This is a genomic window from Streptomyces griseorubiginosus, from assembly GCF_036345115.1.
GTDB classification, from domain to species: domain Bacteria; phylum Actinomycetota; class Actinomycetes; order Streptomycetales; family Streptomycetaceae; genus Streptomyces; species Streptomyces griseorubiginosus_C.
Window position 1 is genome coordinate 4,474,163 of sequence record NZ_CP107766.1, and the last position, 16,430, is coordinate 4,490,592.

The 16,430-nt window shown below is 70.1% G+C and carries 12 protein-coding genes; 4 read left to right on the plus strand and 8 right to left on the minus strand.

All coding sequences use genetic code 11. The features are described 5' to 3' along the window. Positions 1 to 52: 52 nt before the first annotated feature. A complete protein-coding gene (locus OHN19_RS20165; protein ID WP_330265527.1) occupies positions 53 to 1,156 on the minus strand; it encodes a sugar ABC transporter substrate-binding protein in 1,104 nt (367 codons plus the stop codon). 240 nt (positions 1,157 to 1,396) lie between these two features. Between OHN19_RS20165 and OHN19_RS20170 the strand changes: the two genes are divergently transcribed. Then, the gene (locus OHN19_RS20170; protein ID WP_330265528.1) at positions 1,397 to 3,826 is read left to right on the plus strand and encodes a PA14 domain-containing protein; all 2,430 of its coding nucleotides are present in this window, start codon (positions 1,397 to 1,399) and stop codon (positions 3,824 to 3,826) included. A gap of 50 nt (positions 3,827 to 3,876) precedes the next feature. Here OHN19_RS20170 and OHN19_RS20175 read toward each other — a convergent pair whose 3' ends face one another. From OHN19_RS20175 to OHN19_RS20195, 5 genes are all read right to left on the minus strand, one after another. Further along, the gene (locus OHN19_RS20175) at positions 3,877 to 4,323 is read right to left on the minus strand and encodes a heat shock protein transcriptional repressor HspR (protein WP_123762115.1); all 447 of its coding nucleotides are present in this window, start codon (positions 4,321 to 4,323) and stop codon (positions 3,877 to 3,879) included. Between the two features lie 5 nt (positions 4,324 to 4,328). Further along, a complete protein-coding gene (dnaJ, locus tag OHN19_RS20180; protein WP_330265529.1) occupies positions 4,329 to 5,510 on the minus strand; it encodes a molecular chaperone DnaJ in 1,182 nt (393 codons plus the stop codon). Between the two features lie 36 nt (positions 5,511 to 5,546). Beyond that, positions 5,547 to 6,194: a nucleotide exchange factor GrpE gene (gene grpE / locus OHN19_RS20185; RefSeq protein ID WP_330265530.1), complete on the minus strand. Its 648-nt coding sequence runs from the start codon at positions 6,192 to 6,194 to the stop codon at positions 5,547 to 5,549. Further along, complete coding sequence (gene dnaK / locus OHN19_RS20190; protein ID WP_123762112.1) at positions 6,191 to 8,032, minus strand: molecular chaperone DnaK; 1,842 nt, start codon at positions 8,030 to 8,032, stop codon at positions 6,191 to 6,193. The genes grpE and dnaK overlap by 4 nt, the downstream gene beginning before the upstream one ends. A gap of 94 nt (positions 8,033 to 8,126) precedes the next feature. Beyond that, positions 8,127 to 9,170 (minus strand): MraY family glycosyltransferase, encoded by a 1,044-nt coding sequence (locus tag OHN19_RS20195; protein ID WP_330265531.1) that lies wholly within the window; start codon positions 9,168 to 9,170, stop codon positions 8,127 to 8,129. A gap of 195 nt (positions 9,171 to 9,365) precedes the next feature. On the opposite strand from OHN19_RS20195, the gene OHN19_RS20200 reads away from it, so the two are divergent. The 3 genes from OHN19_RS20200 (at position 9,366) to OHN19_RS20210 (ending at position 14,222) form a co-directional block, all read left to right on the plus strand. Then, positions 9,366 to 11,648: a (Fe-S)-binding protein gene (locus OHN19_RS20200; RefSeq protein WP_330265532.1), complete on the plus strand. Its 2,283-nt coding sequence runs from the start codon at positions 9,366 to 9,368 to the stop codon at positions 11,646 to 11,648. A gap of 196 nt (positions 11,649 to 11,844) precedes the next feature. Beyond that, positions 11,845 to 12,303: an LPXTG cell wall anchor domain-containing protein gene (locus OHN19_RS20205; RefSeq protein WP_330265533.1), complete on the plus strand. Its 459-nt coding sequence runs from the start codon at positions 11,845 to 11,847 to the stop codon at positions 12,301 to 12,303. Beyond that, the gene (locus tag OHN19_RS20210; RefSeq protein WP_330265534.1) at positions 12,300 to 14,222 is read left to right on the plus strand and encodes a DUF4012 domain-containing protein; all 1,923 of its coding nucleotides are present in this window, start codon (positions 12,300 to 12,302) and stop codon (positions 14,220 to 14,222) included. The genes OHN19_RS20205 and OHN19_RS20210 overlap by 4 nt, the downstream gene beginning before the upstream one ends. Before the next feature lie 77 nt (positions 14,223 to 14,299). Here OHN19_RS20210 and OHN19_RS20215 read toward each other — a convergent pair whose 3' ends face one another. Both OHN19_RS20215 and OHN19_RS20220 read right to left on the minus strand, forming a co-directional pair. Next, entirely contained in the window at positions 14,300 to 14,896 is a 597-nt protein-coding gene (locus OHN19_RS20215; RefSeq protein WP_330265535.1) for a low molecular weight phosphatase family protein, read from the minus strand. Positions 14,897 to 14,904: 8 nt separating this feature from the next. Continuing rightward, positions 14,905 to 16,368 carry a polysaccharide biosynthesis tyrosine autokinase gene (locus OHN19_RS20220; RefSeq protein ID WP_330265536.1) on the minus strand — a complete coding sequence of 488 codons (1,464 nt, stop codon included), beginning with the start codon at positions 16,366 to 16,368 and terminating at the stop codon, positions 14,905 to 14,907. Positions 16,369 to 16,430: the final 62 nt, after the last annotated feature.

Genomic DNA, 16,430 nt, shown 5'->3' on the forward strand with positions numbered 1-16,430 from the left:
ACGGCCGGGAGGGGCCGGAGGAGAGATCCTCCGGCCCCTCCCCGCGCTTCGGCTAGGACAGCCCCGCCGCCGCGCAGGCGCTCTTGTACTCCGAGGTGCAGATGTCCTTGACGGTGTAGATGCCGTCCTTGACGACCGTGCTCTTGATGTTGTCCTTCGTCAGCGCGACGACCTGGACGAGCTGGGCCGGGATGTCCTTGTTGGTGGGGCTGTCGACGCTGTCCGTGGCGAGGGCGTCGAACTGGATGTCCTTGCCCTGGATCTTGGTCACGGCCATCTCGGCGGCGGCCTCGGCCTCGTCCGGGTACGGCTTGTAGACGCTCATGTACTGCTCGCCGGACACGATCCGCTGCACCGCGGCCAGCTCCGCGTCCTGGCCGGTGATCGGCGGGATCTTCGTCATGCCCGCGTCCTCCATCGCCTGGATGGCGGCGCCGGCCATGGCGTCGTTGGCGGAGTACACGGCCTTGATGTTGCCCTTGCCGATCGCGCTGATCGCCTGCGTCATGTCCTTCTGCGCGACCTCCGGCTTCCAGCCGTCGACGTCGTACTGCTCGGCGATCGTCACCTTGCCGTTGAGCTCGGACATCGCGCCCGCCTTGAACTGTCCGGCGTTCGGGTCGGAGGGCGAGCCGTTGATCATGACGATCTTGTCGGAGGTGTCGATGTCGGAGCCGAGCGCCTCGACGAGGGAACGGCCCTGGACCTCGCCGACGAGTTCGTTGTCGAAGGAGACGTACCCGTCGATCGGACCCTCGGCGAGCCGGTCGTAGGCGATGACCGGGATGCCGGCGTCCTTGGCCTTCTCCACCATGCCCGCGATGGCGTGCGAGTCGACCGCGTCCAGCAGGATGACGTCGACCTTCTGGTCGATCATCTCCTGCATCTGCGCGGCCTGCTTCTTCGCGTTGGCCTCGCCGTTGGCGTAGACCGTCTTGCCCTTCTTGTCCGTGAGCTGCGCGACCTTCTTCTGGATGATCGGGTAGTCGAACTCCTCGTAGCGGGTGTTCGTCTTCTCCGGCATCAGCACACCCACGGTGATGTCGTCGCCCTTGGTCGGGCTCGCCTCGCTCCCGCTCGCGGCGCCGAGCGCCCCGCAGGCGGCCAGCGAGAGGGACATCGTGGACGCTGCCACGGCTATGGCGATACGACGCATGGGGCTGCTCACTTCTGATGCTTTCCGGACGCGGGCGCGGCATTGCGGCCCATGTGACTGAAAAGCCAACGCGGCGGCGCCCCGCGGAGTCAAGCGGAATCACTTAACGAGTGCGCAACGCCACTCTCCGCCGATGCTGTGAAGACTTCGCGCGAACACCCGTACAACCAACTTCACACCTCGCGAGTCGTGATCACGACAGCCTCACAACTGCTGTTCCGTATCCGACCAGAGGATCGAATGAAGTCAGCCAGCCGCACGACCGCCGGCGCGGTGGTCCTCGCCACCGCCGGCACCCTGTTCACCGTGACCGCGTCCCCGGCCTCGGCCGCGACGACCTGCGCCTCCCCGGTGTTCAAGCGCCAGTTCTACGCGAACACGTCCTTCTCCGGCACCCCGAAGAAGACCGACTGCGACGACGCGATCGACCAGAACTGGAGCGGCGCACCCGCCTCCGGCCTCCCGAAGGACAACTTCGGCGTGCGCTGGAGCGTGACCCGCGACTTCGGCTCCGGCGGCCCCTTCGCGCTCAACGCCACCGGCCTGGACGGCATCCGCGTCTACGTCGACGGCGTCCGCAGGATCGACCTCTGGAAGAACGTCTCCACCACGGTCAAGAAGACCGCCAACGTCACCGTCCCGTCCGGCAAGCACACCCTGCGCGTCGACTACGCCAACTGGACCGGCACCGCCAAGGTCAAGGTCACCTACACCCCCCGCACCACCGCCGACGTCGACAAGGTCAAGCCCCTCACGCCGACCGGCACTTCGGTGGCGTACGACAAGACCACCCGCAAGACCAAGGTCGCCTGGGCGAAGAACAAGGAGATGGACCTCGCCGGGTACAAGCTGTACCGGCGGCTCAAGGGAACGTCGTTCGGCAGCAAGCCCGTCGCGACGACGACCGGCACGTCGTACACCGACAGCACGCCGCCCACCGGCGCCACCTACTACTACGAGGTCCGCGCCTACGACAAGGCCGGCAACACCTCGGGCGGCACCGCCGACCAGCCCGTCACCACCGTGGACACGACCCCGCCCGCGGCGCCGTTCCTGGAGATGGACTCGTGCCCGGTGGGCCGGCCCTACGCGGCACCGGAGCTGGTGACCACCGCGGAGAACGCGGCCGACATCGCCCTCTACGAGATGCAGCGGCTCGACCCCGTCACCAACACCTGGACCACCGTGTACACGGGGACCAAGGGAGCGATCTGCGACACCGGTTACGCCGCCGACGGCAGCAAGGTCACCTATCGCGGCCGGGCCCGGGACGCCGTCGGGAACTGGTCCGCGTACTCGGCGGCCACCACCTTCACCACGTCCGACCTGACTCCGCCCGCCACCGCCGCCGACGCGCGCGTCGAGTACCGGTCGGGGGTTCCGCACGTGGTCTGGTCGGCCGTCGACGGGGCGGCCTCGTACCAGGTCCTCCAGTACGACCCGGCGACCGGCGGCTGGCTCGACGCGCTGCCCGGCGCCACCGGCAACACCCCGACCACCACCACGGGGACCGACGTGGTGCCGCGTCAGCTGGTCGCGGTCGCCGACAGCTACCGGTACGCGGTGCGCTCGGTGGACGCGAAGGGCAACGCGGCCGCCCCGGTGGAGGCCACACTGACCATGGCCGACCGGCCCGAGGCGATCGCACCGTTCAGCACCACCGCGCACCGTTTCGACGAGGGGGTGATGATCGAGTGGAGCAGCGCCGACCCGTGGACCTTCGGCGAGGACAGGCCCCTGCTCACCTACCGGCTCGCCCGCACCGACAAGGCGACCGGCGAGCGCAGCGTGGTGGCCGCGTGCAAGCCCGACAGCTCGCAGGACCTGCCCCTGACGGACCCGAAGACGTACTGGACCTGGAACACCGGCGACGCCCCCGACTACGCCGGTCCCCGGCAGATCAACGGCGTCTGCTGGGACGTCTCCGGCGCCTCCGAGACGACGTACGACTACACGGTCGTGACGATCGACCCGTACGGCCATGAGTCGCAGCCCGGCCCCGCCGCCACCGCGACCACGCCGGACACCGTGCGCCCGGCCCCGGTGCAGAACCTGGCCGCCGAGCAGATCCCCCTCGGTGTACGCCTGACCTGGACTCCGCCCGCCGACGACGACGTCCAGGGCTACCGGATCTGGGAGGGCGTCACCGACCCGGAGACCGGCGAGACGCAGTGGAAGGAGAACTGCTGGACGGGCAGTTCCCTGTCCAAGACCGAGATCCTCTGCCCGATCCTGCCCGACGGCAGCACCCACACCTACAAGGTGGCCGCCACCGACGGCTCCCCCCTCATCGACGCGTACGCGGGGCCCGCCGCGTTCCACCCCGCCGAGCTCTCCGTCACCCTGCCCGACACCCGTCCGCCGGGCTGGACCGGGACCACGGTCCGTGAGGACCAGTACCCGACCGTGGACGTCGGCTGCGACGAGACGGACGGCCTCGGCGACTGCGCCCGGCTGACCGACTACCGCGTGGAGCGCTGGGACCCGGACCGGGCCGCCTATGTCACCCTCCACACCGCCAAGGTCGGCACGCCCACGCTGTACGTGGACTACACCGTGCACGAGGACCTGTTGGGGCTGTACTACTACCGCGTGGTGTTCACCGACGCCTCGGGCACCGAGCAGGCCGTACGGCAGCAGGCGTACGGCATCTGGGAAAGCTGGCTCTGAGCGCACGGGAAAGGGGCCCGGAGAGATCTCCGGGCCCCTTCTCGTGGTGCCTAGTCCTTGGCCCTCTTCGGCCGCCACACCACCAGCGCGCTGGTCTGCTGGACCTCCTGGTACGGCACCAGGTCGCGGCGGTACGACGCGTGCACCGCCGCCTCGCGCTGCTGCATCGCCGCGGCCGCGCCCTCGACGGCGGCCTGGAGTTCGGCCACCCTCGACTGGAGCGCCGCGACCTGGTTCTCCAGTTCGATGATGCGCTTGATGCCGGCGAGGTTGATGCCCTCGTCCTGCGACAACTGCTGGACGGTGCGCAGCAGTTCGATGTCGCGGGCCGAGTAGCGCCGGCCCCGCCCGGCCGTGCGGTCCGGGGAGACCAGGCCGAGGCGGTCGTACTGGCGCAGTGTCTGCGGGTGCAGGCCGGAGAGTTGGGCCGCCACCGAGATGACGTAGACCGGGGTCTCCTCGGTCAGTTCATACGGGTTGCGTCGACGACCGTCCACTCGAATCATGCTCCCTTCGCGGCCTGGAACAGCTCCGCCCGTGGGTCCTCACCCACGGTCGCCTCGCGATACGCCTCCAGCGCGTCACGAGCCTTCCCCGACAGCTCGGTCGGGACACTCACCTCGACGGTGACCAGCAGATCGCCCCGGGTGCCGTCCTTGCGGACCGCGCCCTTGCCCCGTGCCCGCATGGTGCGGCCGTTGGGGGTGCCCGGCGGCAGTTTCAGCGTCACCGCGGGACCGCCCAGCGTCGGCACCCTGACCTCACCGCCGAGCGCCGCCTCGGAGAAGGTCACCGGGACCGTCACCGTGAGGTTGTCGCCCTTGCGGCCGAAGACGGGGTGCGCGGCGACGTGCACGGTGACGTACAGGTCGCCCGCGGGTCCGCCGCGCTCGCCCGGCGCGCCCTTGCCGCGCAGCCGGATCCGCTGGTTGTCGGAGACCCCGGCCGGGATGCGGACCTGCATGGTCCGGGAGGACTTGGCCCGCCCGGAGCCCTTGCAGACCTCGCAGGGGTTCTCCGCCATCAGGCCGCGGCCCTTGCAGTCGGGGCAGGGGTCGGTGAGGGAGAACCCTCCGCCGGAGCCCCGCGCCACCTGGCCGGTGCCGACGCAGGTCGGGCAGACGCGCGGGTTGCCGTTGGCGTCACCGGTGCCCGAACAGGCCTTGCAGGGGGCCTGCGAGGACATCCTGAGCGGGACCGTCGCTCCCTCGATCGCCTCGGTGAAGCTGAGGGTGACCTCGGTGTCGATGTCCTGCCCGCGCCGCGGCTGGACGCGCGTAGTTCCCGAGCTGCCCCGGTTGAACAGGCCCCCGAAGACGTCTCCGAGTCCGCCGCCGAAGCCGCCGGCTCCCTGGCCCCCGCCCTGGGCGCCGCCTCCGAAGAGGTCGCCCAGGTCGAAGTTGAAGGAGCCGCCCGCGCCGCCCGGCCCCGGACGGAAACCGCCGTTGCCGAACAGGGTGCGGGCCTCGTCGTACTCCTTGCGCTTCTTGGGGTCACCGAGGATGTCGTTGGCCTCGGAGATCTCCTTGAAGCGCTCCTCGGCCTTGGCGTTGCCCTTGTTGGCGTCCGGATGGAACTCGCGGGCGAGCTTGCGGTACGCCTTCTTGATCTCGGCCTCGGTGGCGTCCTTGGGGACGCCGAGGACCTTGTAGTAGTCCTTCTCGATGAAGTCCTTGGTGCTCATCCCCGACGCCCCTCCTTCCGGTCACCCACTACGGCTTCAGCCCTCTTCAGAGCTGTTGTCCTTCTCCTCGCCGGTCTCGGACTCGTCCTTGACCGTCTGCGCGCCGGGCTGCGGTTCGGCGACCGCCACCCGCGCGGGGCGGATGGTGCGCTCGCCGATGCGATACCCCGGCTGGAGAATCGCCACGCACGTCGTCTCGGTGACGTCGGGCGCGTAACTGTGCATCAGGGCCTCGTGGATCGTCGGGTCGAAGGGCTCGCCCTCCTTGCCGAACTGCTGCAGACCCATCTTCGCCGCGACGGTCTCCAGCGACTCCGCGACGGACTTGAACCCGCCGAGCAGCTCACCGTGTTCCCGCGCGCGGCCGATGTCGTCGAGCACGGGCAGGAGTTCGGTCAGGAGGTTCGCGATGGCGATCTCCTTGACCGTGATCCGGTCCCGCTCCACGCGGCGGCGGTAGTTCTGGAACTCGGCCTGGAGCCGCTGGAGGTCCGCGGTGCGCTCGTCGAGCGCCTTGCGCGACTGGTCCAGCTGGGCCGTCAGGCCGGCGATCTGGGCACTTGCGTCCCCGGCCGGGGCCGCCCCCGCCTCCGAGGAGGAGGCGGCGGCCTTCGGCTCGGCGTCGTCGGTGGCGCCGGAGGGGACGTCGGGCTTCTCGTCGAAGCCCGGGGTCTCCTCCGTCACGCGGCACCGTCCTTGCGCTCGTCGTCCACGATCTCGGCGTCCACGACGTCGTCGTCCGCCTTGGGCGCCTCGGCACCGGCGTCGCCGCCGGCGGCCTGGGCGGCCTGGGCGTCGGCGTACATGGCCTGGCCGACCTTCTGGGAGACCGCGGCGACCTTCTCGGTCGCGGTGCGGATCTCGGCGGTGTCCTCGCCCTTGAGCGCGGCCTTCAGCTCCTCGACGGCGGCCTCGACCTCGGTCTTGACCTCGCCGGGGACCTTGTCCTCGTTGTCCTTGAGGAACTTCTCCGTCTGGTAGACGAGCTGCTCGCCCTGGTTGCGGGTCTCGGCGGCCTCGCGGCGGCGGTGGTCCTCGTCCGCGTACTGCTCGGCCTCCTGGCGCATCCGGTCGACCTCGTCCTTCGGCAGCGAGGAGCCGCCGGTGACGGTCATCTTCTGCTCCTTGCCCGTGCCCAGGTCCTTGGCGGTCACGTGCATGATGCCGTTGGCGTCGATGTCGAAGGAGACCTCGATCTGCGGCACGCCACGGGGGGCCGGCGGCAGACCGGTCAGCTCGAACATCCCGAGCTTCTTGTTGTACGCCGCGATCTCGCGCTCGCCCTGGTAGACCTGGATCTGCACGGACGGCTGGTTGTCCTCTGCCGTGGTGAAGATCTCGGACCGCTTGGTCGGGATCGTGGTGTTGCGCTCGATGAGCTTGGTCATGATGCCGCCCTTGGTCTCGATGCCGAGGGACAGCGGGGTCACGTCGAGGAGCAGGACGTCCTTGACCTCACCCTTGAGGACACCGGCCTGGAGGGACGCGCCGATGGCGACGACCTCGTCCGGGTTGACGCCCTTGTTGGCGTCCTTGCCGCCGGTCAGCTCCTTGACGAGCTCGGCGACGGCGGGCATCCGGGTGGAGCCACCGACGAGGACGACGTGGTCGATCTCGTTGATGGAGACGCCGGCGTCCTTCATGACGTTGAAGAACGGGGTCTTGCAGCGCTCCAGGAGGTCCGCGGTCAGCTGCTGGAACTGGGCGCGGGTGAGCTTCTCGTCCAGGTGCAGCGGACCCTCGGCGGAGGCCGTGATGTAGGGCAGGTTGATCGAGGTCTCGGTGGAGGAGGACAGCTCGATCTTGGCCTTCTCGGCGGCCTCGCGGAGGCGCTGGAGGGCCATCTTGTCCTTGGCGAGGTCCACGCCGTGACCGGACTTGAACTGCTGCACCAGGTAGTCGACGACCCGCTGGTCCCAGTCGTCACCACCGAGGTGGTTGTCACCGTTGGTGGCCTTCACCTCGACGACGCCGTCGCCGATCTCCAGGAGGGACACGTCGAAGGTGCCGCCACCGAGGTCGAAGACGAGGATCGTCTGGTCGTCCTTGTCGAGGCCGTACGCGAGCGCGGCCGCGGTGGGCTCGTTGACGATGCGCAGGACGTTCAGGCCCGCGATCTCGCCGGCCTCCTTCGTCGCCTGGCGCTCGGAGTCGTTGAAGTACGCCGGGACGGTGATGACCGCGTCGGTCACCTTCTCGCCCAGGTAGGACTCGGCGTCCCGCTTCAGCTTCTGGAGGATGAACGCGGAGATCTGCTGCGGGTTGAAGGGCTTCCCGTCCAGCTCCATCTTCCAGTCGGTGCCCATGTGGCGCTTCACGGACCGGATGGTCCGGTCCACGTTGGTGACCGCCTGGCGCTTGGCCACCTCGCCGACGAGCACTTCGCCGTTCTTCGCGAAGGCGACGACGGACGGCGTGGTCCGGGCACCCTCGGCGTTGGTGATGACGGTGGGCTCGCCGCCTTCAAGAACGCTGACGACGGAGTTAGTCGTGCCCAGGTCGATGCCGACCGCACGTGCCATGGTGATTTCCTCCAGCTGACTTGAGTGGAACGGACTCAAGTGTGCATGACGTCAGCCGATGGGTCAACAGACCTGAGTCATGGGGGCTCAACTCTTATCCGTTCCTTACACGCAACTGGGTCGTGACCTGCGGTGATGCCGGACGCGGGACCACTCCGGACCTCGCGGCGGGCTTCACCCTGGGCTTGATCCGCAGCAGTCCGAGGACGAGCACCAGGGCACAGCCGGCCACCCAGAGCGCCCCGCTGGCGGCGATCCACCCGAGGTGCACGAGGACCCCGACGAGTACCCCGCCGAAGGACACGACACCGAGGACCACGCACGCGCCCTGCGGGGTGAGCCCGAGCCGGCGCAGCCGGTGGGCGAGATGGTCGGGCGCCGGACGCAGCAGCGACCGCCCCGACAGCCGCCTGGCCAGGACGACGAGGACGACGTCGGCGGCGACCAGGGCCGTCAGCGCGAACAACACCCCGGCCCCGGCGCCGAGTTCCTGCCCCGCGCGGGTCGTCACGGCCGCCGAGGCCAGCAGGAAGCCGGTGAAGAGCGCCCCGCTCGCACCGAGCCCCACGCGCGCGGGATGCCAGTTGTGCATCAGGAACCCGGTCAGCGCGGCGGCCAGCACGCTCAGCAGTACGGCGAGCCCGTCCATCACCTCGGCCGCCGCGCAGGCAGCCGCCCCGAAGGCGGTGAGGACCCCGACGGTCCCGGCGAGCCCGTCGACGTGGTCCAGCGCCTTGAACCCGAGGGCGACGAAGACGATCCAGCCGACGGCGAGGATCCCGGCGAGCACTCCGGTGTCCTCGTACGGCACCACGCAGGCCGCCGCCGCGGCCGTACCGCCGACGAGGAACCGCGCCTTGACGCGCAGGACGTCGGCGACGAGCCCGAGGAGGGCGACGGCGGCCCCGGCGACGAGCAGCCGCCCGGCCTCGGGGCCCAGGGGCGTGGCGCCCTGCCGGTCACCCACGGCGGCGACCAGGCAGGTGCCGGCCACGACCGCCACCCCGCCGGACAGCGGCATGGGGCGCCGCCACCGCCGGTCGACGATGCCGAGGCGCAGGGCGGGCGCCCGCAGCAGGGCGGCGAGCACGGCGGCGAGGAGCAGGGCGGAGCTGGCGGCGAGGATCCCATAGAGCACAAGGCCAAATTAGCGCCGTATGTACCAATTCGACACGAATAACACGATCGGGTTTTAAGGTAACCCTGAGCGATTCAGATCACCCCGCGCCCGGCTACAGTGCGGCGGAGAATATGGGTACTCTCAGACGGACTGCATAAGTTACCGCTTAGTAATCTCGCTCGTCAGAACCTCGCAGGCCCGAGGAGCCCCGAAATGCAACTCGCCGCGATCATCGTGTCGCTGGTACTGACCGTGGTCGGCGTGGCGCTGCTCGCACGCGCCATCGGCCAGTTCGTCCGGTACTTCAAGCTGGGCCAGCCCGTGCCCGCCGGGAGCAGGACCGACAACCCCTACGCCCGCAGCGTGACGCTGGTGAAGGAGTTCCTCGGCCACACCCGGATGAACCGGTGGGGCATCGTCGGCTTCGCCCACTGGTTCGTGGCGGTCGGCTTCCTGACCCTGCCGCCGACCCTCGCGCAGGCCTTCGGGCAGCTCTTCAAGGCCGACTGGGTGCTGCCGGTCATCGGCGAGTTCCTGCCGTTCGAGCTGTACATCGAGTTCATCGGCGTGATGACGACGCTCGGCATCATCGCCCTGATCGTCATCCGGCTGCTGAGCCTGCCCTCGCGCCCCGGCCGCAAGTCCCGCTTCGCGGGCTCCAAGGCGGGTCAGGCGTACTTCGTCGAGTACGTCATCCTCACCATCGGCCTCGCCATCTACGTGCTGCGCGGCCTTGAGGGCGCGCTGCACCACGTGGACTCCTACGAGGCGTCGTACTTCGCGTCGTACCCGCTGGTCCTGGCCTTCAAGGGCCTGAGTGTGACCGCACTGCAGAACCTGGTCTACCTGGTCGCGATGATCAAGATCGGCACGTCCTTCGTGTGGATGATCGTGGTCTCGCTCAACACCAACATGGGTGTGGCCTGGCACCGCTTCCTGGCGTTCCCGAACATCTGGTTCAAGCGCAACGCCACCGGCGAGACCGCCCTCGGCGGCCTCCAGCCGATGACCTCCGGCGGCAAGCCGATCGACTTCACCGACCCCGGTGACGACGACGTCTTCGGCGTCTCCCAGGTCGAGCAGTTCTCCTGGAAGGGCCTGCTGGACTTCTCCACCTGCACCGAGTGCGGCCGCTGCCAGTCGCAGTGCCCGGCCTGGAACACCGGAAAGCCGCTCTCCCCCAAGCTCCTGATCATGTCCCTGCGCGACCACGCGCACGCCAAGGCGCCGTATCTGCTGGCCGGTGGCGGCAAGACGATGGAGGGCGAGGAGAAGGCGTCGGAGGAGCAGCTGGCCCAGGTGCCCGCTTCCGCTCTCGCCGAGGCCGAGCGCCCGCTGATCGGGACCGTCGAGGAGAACGGCGTCATCGACCCGGACGTCCTGTGGTCCTGCACCACCTGCGGCGCCTGTGTCGAGCAGTGCCCGGTGGACATCGAGCACGTCGACCACATCGTCGACATGCGCCGCTACCAGGTGATGATCGAGAGCGCGTTCCCGTCCGAGGCGGGCACCATGCTCAAGAACCTGGAGAAGAAGGGCAACCCCTGGGGCCTGGCGAAGAAGCAGCGCCTGGAGTGGCTCAAGGAGGTCGAGTTCGAGGTCCCGGTCGTCGGCCAGGACATCGAGGACCTCACCGAGGTCGAGTACCTGTACTGGGTCGGCTGCGCGGGCGCCCTGGAGGACCGGGCCAAGAAGACCACGAAGGCCTTCGCCGAGCTGCTGCACATCGCGGGCGTCAAGTTCGCGATCATGGGCGGCGACGAGAAGTGCACCGGTGACTCCGCCCGCCGCCTCGGCAACGAGCCCCTGTTCCAGGAGCTCGGCATGGAGAACGTCATGGCGCTGAACATGGCGTTCGGCGAGGAGCTCGACGACGACGGCAAGGTGGTCGCCGAGTCCGCCAAGCCCAAGTCCGCGAAGAAGATCGTCGCGACCTGCCCGCACTGCCTGAACACGATCGGCAACGAGTACCCGCAGCTCGGCGGCGACTACGAGGTCATCCACCACACCCAGCTGCTCCAGCACCTCGTCGACGAGGGCAAGCTGGTCCCGGTCACCCCGGTCGAGGGCATCATCACCTACCACGACCCCTGCTACCTGGGCCGCCACAACAAGATCTACACGCCCCCGCGCGAGATCATCGCCAACGTCCCCGGTCTCCGGAACGAGGAGATGCACCGCCACAAGGAGCGCGGCTTCTGCTGTGGCGCGGGTGGCGCGCGGATGTGGATGGAGGAGCGGATCGGCAAGCGCATCAACAACGAGCGCGTCGACGAGGCTCTCTCCCTGAACCCCGACATCGTCTCCACGGCCTGCCCGTTCTGCCTGGTCATGCTGACCGACTCGGTCAACGGCAAGAAGAACGACGGCAAGGCCAAGGAGTCCATCCAGGTCGTCGACGTGGCCCAGCTGCTGCTGGAGTCCGTCAAGACCCCGGTGGACCCGGCGGGCGAGGAGACGGCGGAGAGCGAGCCGGAGCCGGAGCCGGTGAAGTAACAGCCACAGCGCCTGCACATCGAGGCCCTCTGCCCGGTCCGGGCAGGGGGCCTCGATGTGTCATTCGCGCTACCCCATCAGGTGACTCTGGGCGACATACCGTTATTTGTTCTTCGATTTTCCTACTTATGACATATCCGGGTCCTTGGCGCTGCCGACGCCGCCGCCGGGCCTACCTATGTCGAGGAGAGTGGAAATGAAGACGACATCGCCGCACTGGCGGTCCGTCGTGGCCTCGGCCGCCACGGCTGCTGCGCTCTTCGCAGCACCGCTGGCCGCCACGGGGACCGCGTACGCCGTGGACAACCCGTACCCGCCCACACCGTGCCCGACGCACACGGCGTACCCCCCGAAGCCGCACGGCTACGGGGACGACTACGGCGACGAGCACGAGGGCGACTGCGACAACGGCCAGGGCAACGGGCACGGCAACGGAGGGCACGGCAACGGCCACGGAGACGGCAACGGCTCCGAGGGCGGGCACCACCCGGGTGGCTCGGACGACGGGCACCACAACGGGCGCCCCGACAAGCCGCACCTCGCCCACACCGGTGAGGACAACACGATGGAGCTGGCGCTGGGAGGCGTGGCAGCCGGCCTCGTCGCCCTGGGTGGCGGTGCCCTGCTGGTGGCCCGCCGTCGCGGCAACTCATGACGGTGCGTCCCCGCGTACGTCTGCGCCTTCTCGGCCGTCCCGGGCCCGCCCCGGACGGCCGAGGGGCACGGCGGCACGTCCGCAGGACCCTGGTCCGCAACGTGCTGCTCGCCGCCGCCGCTGTCCCAGCGGCGGCGGCCGCCTGGATCGGGGTGACGGGGGTGATGGCGCGGGCTGAACTCCTGGCCGCACAGGGGGATCTGAACGTGCTCAAGGATGCGGTCTCGGCGGCCACGGTCCCGGCCACGACTGCGGGGGCGTCGGCGGGGTCCTCCGTGGGTGCGTCGGCGGGCTCCTCCGAGGGCTCTTCCGCGGGGCCTCCCGCGGAGGCCGATCAGGAGCGGTTGGCGCGGTCCGCGGCCGCGCACGCGGCGCGGGCCCACGAGCTCACCACCGGGCCCGCCTGGTACACCGCGGCCCATCTGCCCTTCGTCGGCGGCCCCCTGGAGACCGTGCGCGGCATCGCCCGGCTCTCCGACCGGCTGACCGCCGACGTCCTGCCGCCGCTGACCCGAGCGGTCCCCCAGCTCACGGCGAGCGCGCACACGGGCGGCATCCCGCACGTCCTGACCGAACTGGAAGGGCAGGCAACGGCGTTCACGCGCGCCGCGCGGGTCGCGGCCGAGGTGCGGGAAGCAGCCCACCGTCTGCCCGGCTCCACCTGGCTGCCGCCCGTCGACCGCGCCCGCGCCCAACTGACGGATCAGCTCGACCGACTCGCCCCGCAGACCGGCGACGCCGCCGTCGCGGCACGGGTGGTGCCGGCGATGCTCGGGGTGCACGGTCCGCGGCGCTACTTCCTCGCGTTCCAGAACACCGCCGAGGCCCGCGGCACGGGCGGTCTGCCGGGCGCCTTCGCGGTGCTGCGGGCGGAACGGGGGCGGCTGACGTTCGAGCACTTCGGCAACAACACGGAGATGAGCGGCCGGGCGGCCGTGGACCTGGGGGCCGAGTTCGCCGCCGGGTACGGCAACAACCAGCCCGCGAGCGTCTGGGCCAACTCCAACATGAGCCCGCACTTTCCGTACGCGGCCCGGATCTGGACCGGCTTCTGGCACGACCAGAGCGGCCAGCGCCTGGACGGCGCCTTCGCCATCGATCCCGGTGCGCTCGGCCTGCTGCTCCGCGCCACCGGCCCGGCCCGGCTGCCCGACGGCACCGAACTCACCGCGGACAACGCCGTCGACGTCACCGAGCGGATCGCCTACGCCAAGTTCGACGACGTCGCCCGGCGCAAGGCGTACTTCGTGGAGGCCGCGCGTGCCGCCGCCGGACGGCTGATGACCGCGGTCGACGACACCAGCCAGATCCCCGCGCTGCTCAGTGCCGTGCGCGACGTGCAGCGGGCGGGCCGGCTCCAGGTGTGGAGCGCGCACGCGAGCGAGCAACGGCTGCTGGAGTCACGGCCGTTCTCCGGCGTCCTCCCCGACGCCCCCGGTCCCTTCGCTGGGCTCGTGGTGAACAACGCGGCGGGCACCAAACTCGACTACTACCTGGACCGCAGCCTCGTCTGGGCACCCGGGGCCTGCACGGACACCGGCCGTTCGGTGACGGCGACCATGACCTTCACCAACCGGGCACCCGCCTCGGGCCTGCCCGGGTACGTCACCCAGCGGGTCGACTTCCCGTCCTACCCGACCCGTCCGGGCGACAACCGGGTGATCGCGACCTACTACGCCGGAGCAGGAGCGCGTCTGACGGGGGCGACCCTGGACGGCCACCCGATCCACCCCATCCCCGGCACCGAGCGGGGCCACCCGACGTACACCCTCGATCTGGAGCTGCCCCGCCAGTCAAGCCGCACGCTGGTGCTGCACCTTGACGAGCCGGACGCGGAAGGCGAACCGAGGGTGTTGCGGCAGACGCTGGTGACGCCGACACAGGTCAGGGTGAACCGTGGGAAGCCGTGCGACGGGTGAGTGACGGAAGCCCTGTCCGTGTGGGGCCGTGTCCATGTGGGGCGCACCCTGTGAGAGGGCTGCGCCCCACCGCTCGTTCAGGCCGACCCGGCCGCGGAGCTCCTCGCCGCCGACGCTGACCCGGAGGAGCCCGGTGCCAGGATCCCGGCCAGTGCAAGGACGGCGGCGCGGACTTCGAGGGCCCGTGCCCGGTGTACGGCGGGGGCGGCGCCGTAGGGGTCGGCGATGCCGTCCGACTCGTCCGGCGGGGGGATCACCTGGCCCCGCCGGGACGCCGCCAGCCGGACCGCCTCGTGCGGCGTGCCGGGACCGGTCCCCGCCCCGTCCAGGAGCCGGACGAACTCCCGGAGGGTGAAACAGCGGCGCAAGGCCACCGGGTGAAGCCGCACCGCGGTCTCCCGGTGACAGCGCTCCAGTCCGAGCACCAGATCCGCGCTCGCGATCTGCCCGGCGTCCAGCCGCCGTGCGGTGAACTCCCGTGCGTCACCGCCGAGTTCGTCGATCAGGGCCCGCGTCACGCCGTCCAGTGGGGCCGGCCTGGCCCCGGTGCCCGCGCTGCGGACCCGGAACCGGTGCTCCGGCAAGGCGGCGGCCAGGAGCCGCTCCGCGACCGGCGAGCGATGCAGGTTGCCGGTGCAGACGAACAGCACATCGAAGGCGGTCGCCGGGTGCACGGGGCCGCTCATTTCTCGCCCGCGGGAGACCACTCGGCGGAGTCCACGGCACCCGCTCTCCCGACCGCCGGGCGGGGCACGGGGACTTCGGCCGGACCGTAGCCGTATCCGTAGCCGTACCCCGTGCCCTTGAATGTGGCGGCCATGCTGAACACCGTGCCGAGGATGCGCACACCCGTCCGGCTGAGCGAATCGGCGGCGCCGCGGACCTGGTCGCGACCGGTCTTGGAGGCACGTACGACGAACAGCACGCCGTCGACGAGCGGGGCCAGACCGATCGTGTCGGCGACCGGGAGCAGCGGGGCGCTGTCCACGACGACCACGTCGAAGACGCCGGCGAGTTCGCGCAGCACCTCCCGCATCCGGTCGGAGGCGAGCAGTTCGGTCGGGTTGGGCGGTACGGCACCGCTGGTCAGCACGGTGAGCCGGCCTCCGGCCTGCTGCGCCACGTCCTCGGCGCGCGCCTGGCCGATGAGCACCGTGGTCAGTCCGGCGTCCTGGACGAGGCCGAAGGTGCCGGCCACGGAGGGACGGCGCAGGTCGGCATCGACCAGACAGGTCCGCAGCCCCGCGTCGGCGAGGGAGAGCGCCAGGTTGACGGCCGTGGTGGTCTTCCCCTCACCGGGCACCGAGCTGGTCACGACGATCACCCGCGGCCGGTCGTCGACCTGAGCGAACTGCAGGTTGGCCCGCAGCTTCCGGAAGGCCTCGGCACGCACGGAGCTGCCGGCGGAGTCCATCGCGATCCGCTGCCGTACCGAGCTCCTGTCGTACGGGATATGGCCGAGCACCGGCAGCGAGGTGAGTTCACCGAGCGCCTCGCTGGTCTTGACGGTGGTGTCGAGCGCCTCACGCAGCGCGACCAGCGCGGCGGCGAGCAGCAGCCCACCGAACACTCCGACCGCGAGGTCGAGCAGACGCTTCGGCGAGACGGGACGGGTGGGAACGCTCGCCTGTTCGGTCACCCCGAGGGAGACGGGGGAGACCTGGGCGACGGGCTCGGCGGTCCCGCCGATCGGCGGAACGGCCTCCTTCGGCGACTCCAGCCGCTCGACGACCGCGACGAAGCGCTTCGCCACGGCGTCGGCGATACGCGCGGCCCGCGCCGGAACGGTGTCGCGCACCGTGATGTCGATAAGCACGGTGTTGAGCGGAGCCTCGGCGGTGATCCGCGAGGCGAGTTGCTCCGGTGTGTACGTCAGCCCCAGTTCGCGCACCACGGGCTCGGTCACCTGACGGGTCGCCACGATCGCCGCGTACGACTGCACCCGCGCCTGGGAGAAACTCTGCCCCTGGTTCAGTTCGGAGGTGTCCGCGCCGGACCGGGTCGCCACGAAGAGCTGGGTGCGAGCCGCGTAGACCGGCGTGCTCAGGACGATGAAGGTCTGGGCCGCGCCTACACCGAGCAACAGACAGATCAGGACGGTCGGCCAGCGTCTGGCCAAGACTTTGAGATATCCACGAAGGTCCAACGCGCGCCTCTCACCGGACTGGAGATGTCCTCTTTTTCCTCATCAGCCACTTAATCTCGTGC